At 67.2% G+C, this 16,158-nt stretch carries 19 protein-coding genes; 9 read left to right on the forward strand and 10 right to left on the reverse strand.

The features are described from left to right. Positions 1-105 precede the first annotated feature (105 nt). Positions 106-1,125: an NADPH:quinone reductase gene (locus ACQP2O_RS50565; RefSeq protein ID WP_433177183.1), complete on the reverse strand. Its 1,020-nt coding sequence runs from the start codon at positions 1,123-1,125 to the stop codon at positions 106-108. A gap of 72 nt (positions 1,126-1,197) precedes the next feature. After that, a complete protein-coding gene (locus ACQP2O_RS50570; protein WP_433177185.1) occupies positions 1,198-2,124 on the reverse strand; it encodes an aldo/keto reductase in 927 nt (308 codons plus the stop codon). Positions 2,125-2,283: 159 nt separating this feature from the next. Here ACQP2O_RS50570 and ACQP2O_RS50575 point away from each other — a divergent pair, with 159 nt between their 5' ends. Next, the gene (locus ACQP2O_RS50575; RefSeq protein ID WP_433177187.1) at positions 2,284-2,871 is read left to right on the forward strand and encodes a TetR family transcriptional regulator; all 588 of its coding nucleotides are present in this window, start codon (positions 2,284-2,286) and stop codon (positions 2,869-2,871) included. 83 nt (positions 2,872-2,954) lie between these two features. Here ACQP2O_RS50575 and ACQP2O_RS50580 read toward each other — a convergent pair whose 3' ends face one another. The 4 genes from ACQP2O_RS50580 to ACQP2O_RS50595 all read right to left on the reverse strand — a co-directional run bounded on the left by ACQP2O_RS50580 (position 2,955) and on the right by ACQP2O_RS50595 (position 7,279). After that, positions 2,955-4,433, reverse strand: coding sequence for a hypothetical protein (locus tag ACQP2O_RS50580; protein ID WP_433177189.1), 1,479 nt, complete (start codon positions 4,431-4,433; stop codon positions 2,955-2,957). 223 nt (positions 4,434-4,656) lie between these two features. Further along, positions 4,657-5,175 (reverse strand): hypothetical protein, encoded by a 519-nt coding sequence (locus tag ACQP2O_RS50585; protein WP_433177191.1) that lies wholly within the window; start codon positions 5,173-5,175, stop codon positions 4,657-4,659. A 491-nt stretch (positions 5,176-5,666) separates the two neighbouring features. Then, entirely contained in the window at positions 5,667-6,593 is a 927-nt protein-coding gene (locus ACQP2O_RS50590; RefSeq protein WP_433177192.1) for an NADP-dependent oxidoreductase, read from the reverse strand. A 209-nt stretch (positions 6,594-6,802) separates the two neighbouring features. Beyond that, complete coding sequence (locus ACQP2O_RS50595; protein ID WP_433177194.1) at positions 6,803-7,279, reverse strand: DUF4279 domain-containing protein; 477 nt, start codon at positions 7,277-7,279, stop codon at positions 6,803-6,805. 195 nt (positions 7,280-7,474) lie between these two features. Here ACQP2O_RS50595 and ACQP2O_RS50600 point away from each other — a divergent pair, with 195 nt between their 5' ends. The 3 genes from ACQP2O_RS50600 (at position 7,475) to ACQP2O_RS50610 (ending at position 9,655) form a co-directional block, all read left to right on the forward strand. Further along, the gene (locus ACQP2O_RS50600) at positions 7,475-7,900 is read left to right on the forward strand and encodes a MarR family winged helix-turn-helix transcriptional regulator (RefSeq protein ID WP_433177196.1); all 426 of its coding nucleotides are present in this window, start codon (positions 7,475-7,477) and stop codon (positions 7,898-7,900) included. 11 nt (positions 7,901-7,911) lie between these two features. Beyond that, complete coding sequence (locus tag ACQP2O_RS50605) at positions 7,912-8,481, forward strand: YbhB/YbcL family Raf kinase inhibitor-like protein (RefSeq protein WP_433177198.1); 570 nt, start codon at positions 7,912-7,914, stop codon at positions 8,479-8,481. Positions 8,482-8,995: 514 nt separating this feature from the next. Then, positions 8,996-9,655 carry a DUF6461 domain-containing protein gene (locus ACQP2O_RS50610; RefSeq protein ID WP_433177200.1) on the forward strand — a complete coding sequence of 220 codons (660 nt, stop codon included), beginning with the start codon at positions 8,996-8,998 and terminating at the stop codon, positions 9,653-9,655. 141 nt (positions 9,656-9,796) lie between these two features. On the opposite strand, the gene ACQP2O_RS50615 is transcribed toward ACQP2O_RS50610, so the two are convergent. Genes ACQP2O_RS50615 through ACQP2O_RS50625 form a run of 3 tightly spaced genes read right to left on the reverse strand, consistent with a single transcriptional unit; the run spans position 9,797 to position 11,204 of the window. Beyond that, positions 9,797-9,973 (reverse strand): hypothetical protein, encoded by a 177-nt coding sequence (locus ACQP2O_RS50615; protein WP_433177202.1) that lies wholly within the window; start codon positions 9,971-9,973, stop codon positions 9,797-9,799. Between the two features lie 18 nt (positions 9,974-9,991). Continuing rightward, positions 9,992-10,840, reverse strand: a complete 849-nt coding sequence (locus ACQP2O_RS50620; RefSeq protein WP_433177204.1) for an LLM class F420-dependent oxidoreductase — start codon at positions 10,838-10,840, stop codon at positions 9,992-9,994. 16 nt (positions 10,841-10,856) lie between these two features. Beyond that, positions 10,857-11,204 (reverse strand): nuclear transport factor 2 family protein, encoded by a 348-nt coding sequence (locus ACQP2O_RS50625; protein WP_433177206.1) that lies wholly within the window; start codon positions 11,202-11,204, stop codon positions 10,857-10,859. Positions 11,205-11,304: 100 nt separating this feature from the next. Between ACQP2O_RS50625 and ACQP2O_RS50630 the strand changes: the two genes are divergently transcribed. Then, positions 11,305-12,117: a MerR family transcriptional regulator gene (locus ACQP2O_RS50630; protein ID WP_433177208.1), complete on the forward strand. Its 813-nt coding sequence runs from the start codon at positions 11,305-11,307 to the stop codon at positions 12,115-12,117. Positions 12,118-12,617: 500 nt separating this feature from the next. Here ACQP2O_RS50630 and ACQP2O_RS50635 read toward each other — a convergent pair whose 3' ends face one another. Continuing rightward, positions 12,618-13,187, reverse strand: coding sequence for a TIGR03086 family metal-binding protein (locus tag ACQP2O_RS50635; RefSeq protein ID WP_433177210.1), 570 nt, complete (start codon positions 13,185-13,187; stop codon positions 12,618-12,620). Between the two features lie 64 nt (positions 13,188-13,251). On the opposite strand from ACQP2O_RS50635, the gene ACQP2O_RS50640 reads away from it, so the two are divergent. From ACQP2O_RS50640 to ACQP2O_RS50655, 4 genes are all read left to right on the forward strand, one after another. Further along, a complete protein-coding gene (locus ACQP2O_RS50640; protein WP_433177211.1) occupies positions 13,252-13,995 on the forward strand; it encodes an AraC family transcriptional regulator in 744 nt (247 codons plus the stop codon). Positions 13,996-14,005: 10 nt separating this feature from the next. Further along, entirely contained in the window at positions 14,006-14,251 is a 246-nt protein-coding gene (locus ACQP2O_RS50645) for an integrase core domain-containing protein (RefSeq protein WP_433191445.1), read from the forward strand. Positions 14,252-14,676: 425 nt separating this feature from the next. Continuing rightward, positions 14,677-15,246 (forward strand): hypothetical protein, encoded by a 570-nt coding sequence (locus ACQP2O_RS50650; RefSeq protein ID WP_433177213.1) that lies wholly within the window; start codon positions 14,677-14,679, stop codon positions 15,244-15,246. Positions 15,247-15,434: 188 nt separating this feature from the next. Continuing rightward, complete coding sequence (locus ACQP2O_RS50655; protein ID WP_433177215.1) at positions 15,435-16,124, forward strand: DUF6585 family protein; 690 nt, start codon at positions 15,435-15,437, stop codon at positions 16,122-16,124. The last annotated feature ends 34 nt before the right edge of the window (positions 16,125-16,158 follow it).

The raw sequence follows: 16,158 nt of genomic DNA on the forward strand, positions 1-16,158 counted from the left end.
TCCGTCAGGCCGGATGATGTCGCGGCCGGAACCACGAGGATCCGGGTCGGGTCCCCGAGGACGGCCGCGGCGTGTCGATGGCGGCTACGGCGCTTTGCTCGAATGTCATCGAGTGACATCCACCAGGACCTTGCCGACCGTGCCGCCCTCCACGGCCCGGTGTGCGTCGGCGGTTCGGTCGAGCGGAAAGCGGACCAGCGGCAGGCCGTGCCGCTCGCCGACCGGCAGGGCGCCGTCGCGGACCGCGGCGGCGACGTCCTCGGCGGCTACGGCGCGCGCCTCAGAACCGGCCGTGTAGAGCACCAGGAACTGCAAGCGTGTGTTCAGCACCATGTTCTGCAGCACGTTCAGTTCGACCGGCTTGCCGCCGTCGTTGGCGTAGGTCGAGATCGTGCCGCGCGTCCGCAGCACGGCGAGGTCCAGTGCGAGGTTCGCACCGAGCGCCACCTCGGCGACGATGTCGACGCCGTCCGGGGCGATCTTGCGGATCTCGGCGGCCGGATCGCCCTCGCGATAGTTGATCACGTGGTCGGCACCGGCGGCGGTGGCCAGCCGAGCCTTCTCCGGGCCGCTGATCGTACTGATCACGGTGGCGCCGGCCCATCGAGCGAGCTGGATCACCGCGTGCCCGACCGCCCCGGCCCCACCCGCGGCGAGCACCACCCTGCCGTCGAGCGCGCCGGGCCGCAGACGACGCGGCCCGTCCTCGGCGACGGTGAGCGCGCGGTGCGCGGTAAGCGCAGGGACGCCGAGTGAGGCGCCGACGTCGAAACCGGCCTCGTCGGGCAGCGGCACGGCCTGCTCGGCGGGCACGACGGTGAACTCCGCAGCAGTGCCGGTGGGCCGCCCGGCGGTGGCCATGAACAGCCAGACCCGCTGACCGACCCGGCTCTGGCCGACCCCCTCACCGACGGCATCGATCACACCGGCGCCGTCCAGGTGCGGAGTGACCTCCGGGAACCGCTTGGGGCCGGCGGCGCCGGCGCGGGCCTGCCAGTCGGTCGGGTTGACCCCGGACACGGCAACCCGGACGCGAACCTCGCCGGGACCGGGCACGGGCAGGTCACGGTCGACGAGCTGAAGAACGTCGGGGCCGCCGTTGTCGCGGTAGATGATCGCCTTCATGATCCATCCTTAATGCTGGTGCTTAGGCAGAGCAGGGCGTCCATCCCCGTGCCCGTCCTGTCGCCTCCCCGTTCAGCCGATGGGGAATTCGTTGGAGCGGGACTCGAGGGTGGCGCGGGTGGCGTCGTCGAAGGTGAGCTCGCCGACCGCCATGTTGGCCTCCAGGTGGGCGGGGTCGGCGGTGCCGGGAATGAGCAGCACGTGCGGGGCGTGGTGCAGCAGCCAGGCGAGACCGACCTGGGAGGACGTGACGCCCAGCGACTCGGCCACCGCGTGGACGGCCGGCTCCTCGGCGACCTTGGGCAGCCCCGGAAAGGCCCCGCCGAGTGGGAAGAACGGCACCCACGCGATGCCCTCGGCCGCGCACAGCCGCAGCATGTCCTCGTCGGCACGGGAGACAAGGCTGTACGCGTTCTGCACGCAGACGATGCCGGCCGGCAGGGCACGGCGCAGGCCGTCGAGCGTGACGCTGCTCAGCCCGATCGCGCCGATCTTGCCCTCGTCGCGCAGGGCGGCCATGACCTCGAGCTGGTCGTCGAGGTCGACCACCTGGTCGCCCTCGGGACGCATCCCGGGGCCGGAGTCGAGGCGCCGGAGGTTGACCACGGGGAGCCGGTCGACGCCGAGGCTGCGCAGGTTGTCCTCGACGCTGGCCCGCAGCTGCTCGGGCCGCTGCGCGGCCCGCAGCGGCAGCCGCCCACCCGGGTCGGGGTCGGCACCGACCTTGGTGACGACGAGAACGCCGTCTTCCGGCCGTAGGGCTTCGCGGATCACGGCGTTGGCGAAACCGAAGCCATAGAACTCGGCGGTGTCCACGTGATTCACGCCCAGCTCGACCGCGCGGCGCAACAGCGCGACGGCCTCGCCGCGGCGGTCATGCAGGCGGTCGAGCTGGGCCGCGCCGTAGCCGACCCGGGACACGGTGCGGCCGGCGAACGAAGCAGTAGCGGTGCTGATGGGAGCGTCTCCTCGGTCGGCGATCGCAAGTTCAAGGATCACACCGTACAAACTGGAGATGACAGATATCAATAGTTGTCATCTGAATGTAGGTGACCGGCTGACAGCGTTTGACGTCTGTCAGCTGGTCGACGTACGTTCTCCGCCGTGGAGGCTGGGCCTTGAAGCGCCGGCCTCGTACCAGCTCGACAAGGAGATCTGATGCGCGCGGAGCCACTCGACGCGGAGACGATTGTGTCGGCCGCCGAGGAGGTGCTGCGCCGCCACGGCCCGGAAAAGGCCACGGTGCTCGATGTCGCGCGGCTGCTGGGGGTGAGCCACGGCAGCGTGTACCGGCATTTTCCTTCCAAGGCGGCGCTGCGCGAGGCCGTGATACGACGCTGGCTCGACCGGGTGCGAGAGGACTTCGCCGCGGCGGTTCAGGATTCCGAGCTGGCCCCACCCGACCGGCTACGTGGCCTGCTCACCACCGTGTTCGCCACGAAATGGGCGAAGGCGAGGGAGGACCCGGAGCTCTTCGCCACCTTCCGGGTTCTGGCGGCTGAGCACAGCACCGTCTCCTCCGCCCATGTCACCTTCCTGCTCACCCAGATCCGCGCCATCGTGGTCGACGGCATCGCCGGCGGCGACTTCGCAGCCGGTGAGCCCGAGGTGATCGCGCGAGCCATCCTCAACGCGACCAGCCGCTTCCACGATCCGACGCACGCTGCGGAGTGGCGCTCCCCCGAGGTCGAAGCGGAGTCCGTGGAGGTCATCTCACTCATCCTCAACGGCATCCGGGCACGGTGACGGCGCGACTGGGAGAAGCCTGGGGTGGACCGCGTCCCGGCCGGCCTGCCACCGGGACGCGGGTACCGACGAGCGGAGGCGGGTCAGGAGACGTTCAGCGCGGTGTCGTCGAGGACGAACGAAGTCTGTAGCTGCGATCCCTCGGTTCCAGTCAACTTCAATGTGACGGCCTGGCCCGCGTAGGCGGCGAGACTGTAGCTGTGCTGCTGGTAGCCGGTGGCGGCGTTGAGGTTGGAGAAGGTCGCCAGGGTCGACAGCACGGTGCCCGAACTGTTGAGCACCTGGACCTTCAAGGTGTCATAGGCGGTCGAGGTCGATGTCTCGGCCGTGTCGATGTGCAGCCAGAAACTGAGTGAGGCGGTCGAGCAGGTCGCCGGCACGGTCACGGTCTGGGAGAGCGTGTCGGTGTTGGCCGTTCCGTAGCCGTTGAGCCAGGCGTCATAGGAGCCGGTACGGGGCGGCTCGCTGGATGAGGTGTTGATGACGCCCGAGGTGGCCGTCCAGCCGACGCCGGAGCCGGACTCGAAACCGGGGTTGGTGAGCAGTTGCGCCGCGGTGCATGAGGGGGGCGGAGTGCCGGTGCCGCCGGCGCCGGCGAGCCACTCGGTGGCGTTCAAGCCGAGCTGCGCGTCGGTCGCCTTGGCGTCGTTCCAGCCGTTGTACAGGGTGTTGCCGGACTGGCCGGTGCCGTCGTCGATGTCGGAACTGTCACCCCAGATGGCGACCCGGCCACTGCCGAAGGTGCTGGTGGCGAAGAAGGCCCCGGTGTTCCCGCCGGGCGTCGCGGTCGTCAGGTAGAGCAGGCCTTTGACGGCTGCGTTGTCCGCCGGGTGCAGGGTCACGGTGGTGCCGTTGTAGAGGGCGCCCGCGGTCACGGTTCCGTACGGACCGTGCAGGACCGGGTTGGTGCTGTCAGCGATGGCGGTCGGGTAGCCGCTGGCGATGTTGAGCAGATCGACGCTGAATCCGAACGGATCAGTGCTGTCGACCGTGTTGTTGGTCATCAGATCGTTAATGATCTTCGGCGAGTCGGCACCGTCGTTGTTGCGGTCGCTGCCGGTGTGGTCGGAGATCAGGAACAGCCCGCCGCCGTTCTTGACGAACGTCATCACCGCCGTCTTCTCGGCCGCGCTGAGCAGGACGTTGGGCTCGGGCAGCACGAACTCGTCGAAGTTCGACAAGTCCTGGGGGTTGGAGGAGTCGCCGTAGGTGATGGTCTTGCCTGGGCCGAGAGTGTCGAGGGTGTAGTTGCCGGTCTTCTGCAGGGCCACACCCCAGGCCGAGATGGCGCCGGTCCAGTCCGTCTCCACTGACGGCGAGGCGTTCTGCGCCGTCGGGTCGGGAATGCTCGTGCTGATGATCCAATCGGCGTTGCCCGCCGTCTCGGCCTTGCTGTCGTCGAACAGCACTCGATGCTTGGTCGCCGACGCCGCCGGGTGCGCGATCGCGACGACCACGAGCGTGACGGCGGCGAAGGTGAAGGCCGCGGTGGCGAGCGCGGTGATCACACGCAGCAGACGTGCTCTGGTCTCATGAGATGGAGTGACGAGGGGCTCGGGCATTCGACATGCCTCTCAGGCGGGGATGAGACATTCTGAGTGTCAGTTCAACGCCGCTGCGCGGTCCACGTACGCGATGACAACCGCTGATGTCGAGATCTGTCCGATATTAGGGTTGACGACCTGGTCGGGCGCTGAACTCGCCTAACTCGGTCGGAGATCGGCCCAGGGCCACCCCGAACAGTGAGCCCGTTCTTTGATTTCGGGCGCGATCTGCCTTCCGACGCTACGACTTCGCCTGATCGGCCCGTGACCGGGCGTCATGCAACGCGGTGATCGCGGGCCACCACGTGGGATGCTCGGCCACCAGACGCGTCAGAGTGGGGCAGGTCTCCAGGACGTCGCGGCAGTAGCCGCTTCGGATCATCTGCTCATCGGCCGACATCGTCCGCTGGCTGATCTTCAGACCCACCTCCAGAACGTCACCGAGCATCTCGGCGATGGTCCCGACGCGTACCGCGATCGGGCCGTCCGGCGGGCAGCTCACCCCGTCAGTGAAGTACTGCCGCAGCTCGGGTCGTTCGACGAAGTGGTTCAGCACCTCGCGGAGGCCGTCGGTGAACTGACCGTCCACGTCGAGGTTGAAGGCGGCGCTGCTCAGCTCGAGGTTGTCGGCGTCGACCCTCGTCTGGCGGGCCTGTTCACGACTCTGCCGGTGGCTGATCACAACGGACACGACGGCGACGGCCGCACTGATGAAAGAGATGACGCCTAAGACGAACGAACCGGAGATACCGATATCCATCCTGCGACCTCCGCCCGTATGAATGGATATCTATTAGGACGCATGGACTTCAGGTCCGGTTCCGGCGCCGCTCGCCCGGCCTCGGGCGACAGCCCCTCGGACCAAACCCGGGATGACCTGGCTGAACGCAATGAATGACCGGACGTGTTGATGCACCCGCAATCAGAGGTAAGCAGTCCATGCTCGTCACTCGGATGATTGGGCGACAGAGCCCGACGGCCTAATCCCACAAGGGCGGTTTTTGGACTTCTGGAGCCGATCTCGCACCGCACGCGCCCCGACTTGTACCAGCGCACCTGGCGTCCGATGGATCCGTGTAAGCGCGTCGCGCCGGCCGGGTGGCCACGCGACCCGGCCGACTCGTCACAGAGAGGTCGAGGATGGACTCGCGGCGAGAAACGCTCATCGCGGCAGAAGAGGATGTTCGCAGAGTCGGATCACGGCGGCGCGCCTGTCCATGGACCAAGATCAGATACGCCTGAACCGCCTGTTCATGTGGTCACGACAACGGCAGCGCCGCTCGCACCGCTGACGGCCCTGGCCAGCGCGGCGGGGGCGTCTGACAACGGAAAACTCGCGGCAACGGCCACCGTCAGCCGCCCCTCACCGAGCAGAGCGGCGAGAGCGGCCAACTGGCCACCGTCCGGGCGGACGTACACCTCGGACACCGCGATACCACGCTCCGCCGCCGGTGCGTCCGACGTGATCGTTGCGAGCCGACCGCCGTCGGCCACAGTGGACAGCGCCATCGCCGCGCCACCGCGTGCCGCGTTCGCCGCCACGGCGACACCACGGCCATCGGTCAGCCGCAGCACCCGCGCCGGCCAGTCGCTGTCGTGGTAGTCCAGCACCTCCGCGGCGCCGAGACCACGGACCCGGTGTCGGCTGCCCGGACCGGCGGTCGCGATCACCCGCAGACCACCCAGTGAGGCAAGCTGGACGAGCATGCCACCGGTCAATCCGCCGGCACCGTGCACGAGCAAGGTCTGTCCGGCGTGTGCCTCGAGTGCCTCGGTGAGCACCTGCTCGGCCGTAAGGGCCGGTACCGGGAACGCCGCAGCGGCGGCCCAGGAGACGGTGGCCGGCTTGCCGGCGAGAAGATTCGCGGGCGCGATCAGCCGCTCCGCCCAGGTGCCCTGCGCACGCAGCGGCAGTGGGTGGGTCATCACCTCATCGCCTGGCCCGAAGTCCGTCACCGCGTCGCCCACGGCCGTGATCGTGCCGGCAGCCTCGACGCCCAGGGCCATCGGCGGCGTGGTACCCACGGCCCAGCCGCCGACGCGGACGATGTCGTCCCAGTTGGCGACGCCCGCGGCCGCCACGTTGATGAGCACCTCGTCCGCGGCGAGAGCGCGCGGCTCGGGCAGGTCGAGCAACTCCACCGGCCCGCCCATCCGCCGAATTCCCAGCCCATGCATGCCGACCTCCTGCTGTGATTCACTCTCGACCCACCGTAATCGCCGCAGGTTCACTCCTGACATGCCTGCTCTATCGATCAATGAGCGTGGCCCCGTCGGCGCATGCCAACCGCTGGTTGGACCGCCACGGCACGCAGCGCGAGACGATGTGACAGACGGCTTCGCGCCGGGAAGACGTGGCTGTAGATCACTCCTGGACAGGTCGGGGGTCATCCATAGGCGTACTCGTCGACATCCAGTTGCGCTCGCGTCAGCCGGAGGAACTCCAGCGCCCTGGCGCCAAGATGCCAGCCCAGCAACTGATGTTGTCCCGCAAGCTTCGCTAGACCCTCAGCCCGATTGGTGTCCTCTTCTTCCTCGCCGTTCGGATGCTCATATATCCGAACGACTTGCAGCCTGCTGGCGCCTGATTGTCCATCCATCCGGTCAAGCTCGGCGGCCAGCGCACCGATACGTTCGGCGTGCTCGAACAACCTGTCCACGATCCGCGCTATCTGCTCGTCTACGGTGAGGCGGGCGGTACGGCAGACCACCCGCCACGTGTGTGCAACAGGCCGAGGCGGATCGGCAATACGACTACCGCGCATCGTCACCTCGTCGGGCTCGACACGCAGCCGAGCGGTGATCTCGGTTGCTGACATCTGCGTTGAAGACAAGGCGAAGTAGGCGTACTGGGAAACGCGCACGCGGGCACCCTACCGACGACCGTCCCCCCCGCCTGCCCCAGCCGGAGGGAACCGAACCGGCTAACGACGAGAGCCTCTGGTGCAGGCATTGAGGTCTCGGACGTCTGCGGATCGCTCCGGCGTCGGCGAACTCCTTCAATTTGCGTAGTAATACTAAGTAGATGCTATGGTGTACTAAGCATTCGGAGGTGTGACATGAGTGAGGACGTCGAGGAGGTCAGTGCTGAGCTGCGGCGCGCGGTCGTGCGCCTCTACAGCCGGTTCCGTTCCGAACGGGTGGAGGGGGAGGTCTCTGATGCGGCGCTGCTCGTACTCATGGTCCTCGACAAGCAGGATCAGATGAGCCTGAGCGACCTTGCCGAGGCCGCGAAGGTCACGCTCGGGTCGATGAGTCAGACGGTTCGCAAGCTCGAACAGCTCGTCTACGTCGCCAAGTCCCGCGGGACCGAGGACCGCCGCAAAGTCCTGTTCACCCTGACCGAAGAAGGCAGGGCGGCGGCTGCGGCGTCGCGGCGCCACCGCCGGGACTGGCTCAATGGCCGGCTCGCCGAACTCACGGCCGCCGAACGCGACGACATCGCCCGTGTCGCCCCGCTTCTCCTCCGCATCGCAGACTCTTGAACAGGAACATCATGCACCCCGTAGAAGCCCTTCTCCTTCCCGTCGGCTGGCTGCTGCGCAACCGGCGTCCGGACGAGGCCGCGAGCATCGCCAACACTCCAGAGCTCGCGACTGGGAATCGCATCGCCCTGACTTCTCCCGCCTTCGGTGACGGGCAGGTCGTACCCGCCAAGCACTGCGGGCAGTTCATCGGCGACGACATCTCTCCCGCCCTCATGTGGAGTGCTCTGCCTGAGGGGACGAAGGGTCTGGTCTTCGTGCTCGAAGATCTCGACAGCCCCGGCGCGGTGCCCGGCATCCACACGATCGCCACCTTCGCGCCGATCGAAGGCGGCCTTCCGGAAGGTGCGCTGACGCCCGATGACCCGCGCTTCCAATTCCTGCCCAACCGCCGCCGCCAGGCCAAGTACCTCGGCCCGCGGCCGCTTCCCGGCCACGGCACGCACCACTATCGCTTCCACCTCTATGCCCTCGACACCGACATCGACTTCACCAAGGTCGCCGGCATGCAAGCCGTGCCTTCAGCTCTCGCGGGACATGTCCTGGCCTCCGGAACCCTCACCGGTACACGGACCACCTGAACAACGTGATCCTGGAGAGAGGATCACAGTGTGGTGATACTGCGTTCTCGATAAAAGAAATCTCCATTCTAAAAACCCGTCCAGGAGCTCCAGCAGGCGTTTGGGTCGCTGCTGACTTTCCAGGCGCTGTACAACGCGCCGCTCGCGTTGGACGCGGTCGGGAGACTCGTACAGCGTGGAGCGGGGCCGAATGACCTTCCTGCGGCTCTTGGGTGCCTGCGCTCAGTTCTTTGATGGCTTGGCCGGTCAGGTGGGGGTCGGATTTGATTACGAATAGTGCGGCAACGTCCACTGAAGTACGTCCGGCCCACTCAGTCGACAAGTGGCGTACCTCGGCGGACAGGTACGGATCCCGGCTGACGCACACCTGAATGAGACCACGTTTGAGACAGCGCACTGACCAAGGGAGACGTGAGCTGGGCAGTTGCGGGCTGGGCTGTTGGTCGCACAACCGGCTTCTACGGTGAGTGTAGGCGTGCGTGGCGATGGTGGCGGAGAGGAGTAGTCTCTCCAGATGACGATCAAGGGAGATGCGACACCCGATCCCCTCGCCCCGTTCCGGTGGCTGGAAGCGAGCGGGAGCCGGATGGGCCAGATATTCTGCGTCGCGTTCTTCCATCGACTCGGCCCTGGCGAGGTGTTGCGCCGATTCGGAGCTGAGGAATCCTCCGGGCAATTAATGAAATTCGGGGAGCTCAATGAGGCAGTCGGAGAGTTCGTCGAAGACACCGGCGGCGGATTCGGCGGCGGGTACATCGGGGTCCTCCAAGCCGGTGACTGGAGCGTGGCTCTCGAGCCGCAGGGCTGGCAGGCCGTCCTGAGCGAGCCCCTGGTCGGGCTTTCTCGGCAGTGCGAGGTGGTGGCCGTCGGGCGGCACGACTATGCCGAGCATGGTTTCGCCTACGCGGTCGACGGCCAGGTCGTTACCGGCTTCACTCCGCACCAGCCGGACTTTCGCTGGGGCACTGACCCTGACCGTCTCAACGAGCTCATGAACGAGGTTGAGTTGTCTTTGGACCCAGCAGCAGGGCAGCACACTTACACCAGCTCGATCGCATGGGCGTTCGCTGTCGCCTACGAGATCACCGGCGTGGTGCTCACCCCGGACACACTCGACGAGCCCATGCTCGTCGGACTCATCGGCCCGTATGCGCCATCGGTCGAGGACCGGTAAGGCGGCTGCGCCCGTTCCTCCCGGTTGCGAACCACCCGTCGAACACGCTGTCCGCATAGTCGAAGCTCTCGACGCAGGCGACATCACGACGGTAACCGTCGATCTCCAATGGATCAGGCACTGTCGTCCGGGTCGATCGGTTCAAATGGCAGTGCGGCGTGGCCGACCCACGGTCGTCCAGTCCGCAAGAGCAGCCGCGACGAGATCACCGGCTTCATGGCGTTCTAGTCGACGGAGAATCTCGGCGAGGTCATAAATCGGGAAGCACACCTGCAGCAGTCGCAGACCGAAATCCGACTCGCGGGTTTCGTCCAGCATGGCGACGCGCGGGCTGCTTCACAAGATCAGTCGACTGGCGAGGGTTCGTAGTCCCAGCATCGGCCCTTCACCCGGTCGGGACAGGACCTGGATGGCGACATGGTCGGCGCCGGCGTCGAGGTGGCCGGCCAGTCCGACGGCGATCGTCTCGGCTGTGCCGTGGAGAACCAGGTCGTCGATCAGCCGATCGCTCCCGTCGCCTGCGACGTCGATCTTGTCGTAGCCGTGCCGCAGTAGGTTGTTGACGTAGTTGGAGCGTCGCAGGTAGGGATCACTGACGAAGTCGCGGCCACGCCGGCGGGCCTCGGCCGGGTCCGTGTCGACGACCACTGTGTGCTCGGGGGCGAGCAGCGGGCCCGGGCCGAGCAGGCGACGGGCTGCCCGGGTGTGGGTGGGCACGGTCAGGTAGGGGTGGCTTCCGGCGGCGCGGTCGGCGGCGAGGCACAGCGTTCGCGGCCCGAGGGCGGCGAGGACGCGACGGTCGCTGGGAAGTCCTTCGGCGTCAAGGACGTCGAGGAACGATTCCATGCGCTGGTACGGCGAACGGTAGCCGGTGATCGATTCCGGGTGGCCGAGTCCGATGCCCAGCAGGAGACGGTCGGGATAGCGAGCCTCCAGGCGGCTGTAGGACTCGGCGAGCGTGGTCGGGTCGTTGGTCCACATGTTGACGATCGCGGTTGCCACGACGACGTGCCGCGTCGCGGCCAGGACCTGCTCCACCAGCCGCAGGTCGCTCTCGTCACGCTGACCGAGGCCGAGCCACACTGCGCCGTATCCCAGCGCCTCGGCCTCGACGGCGTAGCCGATTCGGCTCGGATCGTCGTATACCGGGTTGAGCCAGGCTCCGTACCTACCGAGTGTGATCATCGTGAGGTCTCCGCTGTCAGGGCTCGATGACCAACTGGGCGACGTGGCCGTCACGCAGGGTGAACCGGAATCGCAGGTCGACGACGCCACCGGGGAAGTCACCCTCGAGGTGGTGCACGGCCACGTAATGGTCGTCGTCGATGCGCTGGGCCGCGACGAGTTTCATGGTGTAGGTGTACTCACCGCCGGCACGTGCCAACCAGTCGCGGATCTCGCGCCTACCGCGGTAGGTGTGGCCCTCATCCACCGCGATGGCGTCCTCGGTGTAGTAGGCGAGAGCCGGGTCCAGGTCACGGGCCTGGTGGGCAGCCAGGTAGTCGGTGATCACCTCGGGCAGCCGGCGGGTATCGATCGCTTCACTCATGTCACGGTCCTTCCTGCATCGTGGTGTCGCGCGCTCAGGCTGCGGCCTCCCGCAGGGAGAGGGTCAAGCGCACCGTCCTGTGAGGGTGCAGAGTGGGGGTATGTCCCGTGGACTGACGATCGGCGAGTTCGCGCAATTGACGCACCTGAGCGTGCGGACCCTGCGCCGCTACCACGAGTCCGGGCTGCTAGAGCCCGCGTCTGTCGACCCCGTCAGCGGTTATCGCTACTACACCGGCGAGCAGATCCCCACCGCACAGGTCATCCACCGGCTGCGTCACCTCGACGTGCCGCTGTCCGATGTGGCCAAGATCCTCGCCACCGAGGACACCGAGGAACGCGCCGACCTGGTCGGCGGGCACCTGCGGCGGTTGGAGGCCGAGCTGGCCCGCACGCGAGCCGCCGTGACCTCGCTGCGCCAACTGCTCCGTCCCGACGAGGGCCTACTGAACGTCGAACTGCGCTCAGTGGCCGCCAGAACGGTCGCCGCGGTCAAGGGGTTCGTCGACCACGGCGAGGTGCTGTCATGGTACGCGGAGGCCATGGCCGAACTCGACGCCGCGATCACCGGCCTGCCGCCGCTCGGGCCGCCGGGTGGGCGCTACGCCAACGAGCTGTTCACCGGCGGCCAAGGAGCGGTGCTGGTCTACCGTCCGGTCGCCGAACCGCCCGCCCGAGGGCGAGTGACACCCGTCGACCTCCCGCCCGTCGAACTTGCCGTCGCTGTCCATTTCGGACCCCACGACGACATCGACGTCACGTACGGCCGGCTCGGCGCCTGGGTTGTCGAACACGCCCTCGCCGTGGACGGTCCCGTCCACGAAACGTACCTCGTCGGACCACACGACGATCCGGATCCTCGTGCCTGGCGAACCGAGATCGGCTGGCCCGTGTTCCGCCTGGCCGCAGATTGACGTGACAGGCCAGCGGACGGGACGGATTCGCCGGCCACGCGCCCGCTCATCGGCATGAGCGGATGCTCAGCGAGCGTAAGGGCGCGGTCGGCGGATCACCACGCCGATGGCACGGAAGGAAACCACGCGAGTGGGAGCACCGTCGTCGCCAACGCCGCCGCCACGACGGCGACCGCGTGGACGCCGGGCACGACCGGGCAAAGTTGGGAGCCGCCCATCGGAATCGAACCGATGACCTATTCATTACGAGTCAGGCTACGCATGTCCACAGCCATCCAGCCTCGTCCCGTGACCTGCCGTTCGTCGGCCAAACGGTCCAGACCCGTCCAAGATCGTCCAAGGCGGTTGTTAGCACCAGCGTTAGCAAGTCTCTCGTGCGCAAGTCAGCCCGATTCCCGCAGCGACCTTCTGACGCTTCTATGTTTGTCAAGGGATTGTGCTCGGTAGAGCTCGCCGCCAGGCACGCCGAACACTACGGCCTCCGGTTCGAGGTTCGGAGACTACGCCCAGGCGGGATCACGGCCGGTTAGGCCGAGGATGCGGTCCAAGGTGGGTGCGTCGGCCGGCACCGCGACCTCCGGTCCGTACATGCCCATCTCCCGCCCCTGCTCCACGCCGGCGAACACCGTGTCGTGCAGATGCGCCAGCAGGTCGGCGGGCAGTTCCAGCCGCTGCCCGGTCGCGACCGCCAGGTCCCAGCCGTGTACGGCCAGCTCGCCGACGATCATGTCGCCCATGACGGGCGCGGGCAGCATGTGCGGCGTGCCCATGCTCGTCTCGCCCTCCCAGGCGCTCGGCGGCGCCCACGACGACGTGATGTCGTCCAGCAGGGCGAGCAGGCGGCCGCGCCAGTCGCCGGCCGCCAGGTCCACATCGGACTCGGCAACCGCCGGCTGCGGAACGGACTCCTTGCGGCCGGCGCCGGCGAGCGACGGGCCCCAGAACAGGAGGTGGTTGACCAGTGCCCGCACGTCGTACTCCGCGCACGGAGTCTTGTTGGCGAGCTGGTCGTCGGTGATGGTGCGGGCGACCGCGGCCATGGCCTCGGCCGCGTTGGTCAGATGTGACATGGCGGCGACGCTAGGCGGCGCGGGCCGGAGGGGTATTGAACAAAGGCGACATACACTCTGCCGTGTGGGGCGGGACGTTCGTGAGCTGCGGAGTGTGTGGACCAGGTATCAGCGCCACGCGTTCCACGGCCCGTCGCCGGCGCTCGCGCCATGGGTGGATCATTACTGGGAGGCTCGCTGGGACTACGCCGAGCCCTACCGGCAGAAGATCGTGCCGTACCCGAACGTGCACCTGTCGTTCGGCGGCGGCCGCGCGGACGTCAACGGCGTGTGCAGCGGTTGCCAGATCAAGGTCCTCGAGGGCCGTGACCACGTCTTCGGCGTCGCGTTCCGGCCGGGCTGCTTCCGCCCGTTCCTCGGTGCCTCCGTCTCGACGATCACCGACCGCGTCGTCCCGGCGACCGAGGTGTTCGGCCCGGACCTGCCCACGACGCTCGACGTGCCGACCGTGGATGCGTTCCTGCTGAAACACCTGCCGGACGATGACCCCCGGGTGCGCCAGGCGGTGGCCGCGGTCGAGCTGATCGCCAAGGACAAGACCGTGACCAGGGTCGAACGCCTCGCCGGCGAGCTGGGGCTGAGCATGCGGGGGCTACAACGGCTGTTCGCGGAGTACGTCGGCATCGGGCCCAAGTGGGTGATCCGTCGCTACCGCCTGCACGAGGTGACCGCACGCATGGCCGCCGGCGGGGCGATCGACTGGGCCGCGCTGGCGGCGGACCTCGGCTACGCCGACCAGGGCCACTTCATCCGCGACTTCAAGAGCATGTTCGGCGAGCCACCGACCTGGTACGCGCAGCGGTATTAAGGCGAACGCAATCGCCGAACGGTGGGTCGGCACCGTCCGGCGCGAATGCACCGACCGGCTCCTGATCTACAACGAACATCATCTCCGCCGGGTACTCACCGCCTATAAGCGCCACCACAACACCCACCGCCCACACCGAGCACGAGACCTGCGTCCGCCCAAATCGCTGCCAGCAGCTCCCGCCGATGGTCACGTCTGGCTCAAGCGACGCCGGGTCGTTGACGGCCTGATCAGCGAGTACCGGAACACCGCATAGCCCAGCGGGAGGAACCGCAGGTCAGAACCTCAGAACCGGGTTTTCGCATCCCACAGCCCGACATCGACGTGGGCCCGATCATCCCCGTCGAGGCCATCGGCCCGTCACCTTGATCCCAAAAAGACACCGCTGTATATTTGCGGGCCTTATACATAGCGCGGCCCATCAGAGGGCGAGCCAAAGATGGGAAGCTCCACGACCCGGCCCTCGGCTTGGAGGCCATGATGGGTTCACCGCAGGGACCGCCGGGATATCCGCCCGGTCCTCCGCAGCATGGTCCATCCGGATATCCACAAGGTGGTCCGCTCGGTCCCCGGCAGGGTGATCCGCCGCAAGGCCGTTCGCAAGGCGTTGCGCCCGGATACCCACCGCCGGGCGGACCTGCCTATCCGCCGGGATACGGCCCGCCGCAACCCGGACCCGCGATGGCACCTCCCCCACCGCCACCGGGCGGCCGAAACAAGACCCGCCTGATCATCGGCGCCGCCGTAGGCGCAACCGTCCTGATCGGCGGAGCCATCACCGCCGGGGTACTCCTCACCAGTGAAAACGACACCGGTCCGAAAGGCAACGCCAACGCATTCATCGCGGCGTACAACGCCGCCTCGGCCAAAGCGAGCCGCGACCACCCCCCCGTCGACAAAAACGGCCACGACCTTTCTCTAGCGGCAGGAGCTACGGTCTGCAAGGCATACTCAACTGATTTCTCCGTCAACGTGGGCTCGCTCTACGCCATCGAGTATCACCCCCAGCTGACCCTCGTTTCCGTCACCCAGCACGGCAGCACCGCGACGGTCACCGTTATCGTCACCATCAATGGCGGGGTCTCTGCCGAGTCCGGAGGTATCCCCTGGCGAAGCGCAACAGAGCAACTACACCTGAACTCCGACCGGCGCGACGGTTCCTGGAAGCTCTGCGACACGAGCTTCAATGGAGAGGGACCGGGCAACAACCCCGCTCCCTGGCCCTCGTTGGTGCCACCCGGCGGGAACTGAACGGCGCCGCCGCCGCGCGACCGGAACGAGGGCACGAAGGTCGTGGTTGACTTTTCTTTCTTTTTTGTTGGGCAGATAAGAGGCGTGTAGCACGGTGGACGTCGAGGTGTATGCGGAGGTCTCAGAGCGGGTCAGGAGGATTGGCGACGACGAGGGGCTCGGCGTGCTGTGGGGGGGGTGTATCCGGGGTGGTATTGCCCGCGACCCGGTTCTGGATCGCCGGGGGCATCGCCGGTGTGTTCGCGGTGGCGGGACTGGCATTGCTGGTCGAGGCCACTTTCCTCGCCGTCGTACTGCTGGTGATCGCGGCTATCTTCGCGGTGCGTATCCTGCCGGGCATCAGCATGAACAGAAGGAACGCGGGAAAGTGCGCGGCCACCTTCGAGCGCGGTCTGGTGTTCATCGGCGGTCAGGGACGCGTCCGTATCCTTCCCTGGCGCACCGCCTCGGTCCTGCAGCGGATCGTGGAACACCGGCAGAACGGTGTCCTGGTGCGCACGACCTACCGATACCAGCTGACCGGTTCAGACGGGACAACGCTCACGCTGTTTGGCGGCCTGGTCAACCCCGAGAAGTGGGGCCGGGAGATCCAGGACGGCATCACCCGCGCCCAGTTGCCCGTTGCGTTGGAGACCGTGGCGGGGGGCGCCTCGATGACCTTCGGCCCGATCGAGGTCGACGGCCAGGCAGTGACGGCCGCAGGCAAGTCGGTGCCGTGGTCGGACGTCGAGCAGATCAAGGTCAAAAGGGGTGAGGTGTCACTGCGTGTGGCGGGCAAATGGCTGGCCCTCATCCGTACCGAAGTGAGCCAGATCCCAAACTTCTTCGTCTTCTACGCGCTCGCCGAGCACCTGCGCACCTCGACACGGCCCGCCTGAACTTCACTTTGCGTGATAGGTGGCCAGGTTGAAT

It is taken from the genome of Actinoallomurus sp. CA-150999 (genome assembly GCF_050942425.1).
GTDB lineage: Bacteria > Actinomycetota > Actinomycetes > Streptosporangiales > Streptosporangiaceae > Actinoallomurus.

Bases quoted from the DNA above. Each gene is read 5' to 3' on its own strand.
- ACQP2O_RS50565 (WP_433177183.1), bottom strand. From the start codon at position 1,125: ATGAAGGCGATCATCTACCGCGACAACGGCGGCCCCGACGTTCTTCAG.
- ACQP2O_RS50575 (WP_433177187.1), top strand. From the start codon at position 2,284: ATGCGCGCGGAGCCACTCGACGCGGAGACGATTGTGTCGGCCGCCGAG.
- ACQP2O_RS50580 (WP_433177189.1), bottom strand. From the start codon at position 4,433: ATGCCCGAGCCCCTCGTCACTCCATCTCATGAGACCAGAGCACGTCTG.
- ACQP2O_RS50585 (WP_433177191.1), bottom strand. From the start codon at position 5,175: ATGGATATCGGTATCTCCGGTTCGTTCGTCTTAGGCGTCATCTCTTTC.
- ACQP2O_RS50590 (WP_433177192.1), bottom strand. From the start codon at position 6,593: ATGCATGGGCTGGGAATTCGGCGGATGGGCGGGCCGGTGGAGTTGCTC.
- ACQP2O_RS50600 (WP_433177196.1), top strand. From the start codon at position 7,475: ATGAGTGAGGACGTCGAGGAGGTCAGTGCTGAGCTGCGGCGCGCGGTC.
- ACQP2O_RS50605 (WP_433177198.1), top strand. From the start codon at position 7,912: ATGCACCCCGTAGAAGCCCTTCTCCTTCCCGTCGGCTGGCTGCTGCGC.
- ACQP2O_RS50610 (WP_433177200.1), top strand. From the start codon at position 8,996: ATGACGATCAAGGGAGATGCGACACCCGATCCCCTCGCCCCGTTCCGG.
- ACQP2O_RS50615 (WP_433177202.1), bottom strand. From the start codon at position 9,973: ATGCTGGACGAAACCCGCGAGTCGGATTTCGGTCTGCGACTGCTGCAG.
- ACQP2O_RS50620 (WP_433177204.1), bottom strand. From the start codon at position 10,840: ATGATCACACTCGGTAGGTACGGAGCCTGGCTCAACCCGGTATACGAC.
- ACQP2O_RS50625 (WP_433177206.1), bottom strand. From the start codon at position 11,204: ATGAGTGAAGCGATCGATACCCGCCGGCTGCCCGAGGTGATCACCGAC.
- ACQP2O_RS50630 (WP_433177208.1), top strand. From the start codon at position 11,305: ATGTCCCGTGGACTGACGATCGGCGAGTTCGCGCAATTGACGCACCTG.
- ACQP2O_RS50635 (WP_433177210.1), bottom strand. From the start codon at position 13,187: ATGTCACATCTGACCAACGCGGCCGAGGCCATGGCCGCGGTCGCCCGC.
- ACQP2O_RS50650 (WP_433177213.1), top strand. From the start codon at position 14,677: ATGGCACCTCCCCCACCGCCACCGGGCGGCCGAAACAAGACCCGCCTG.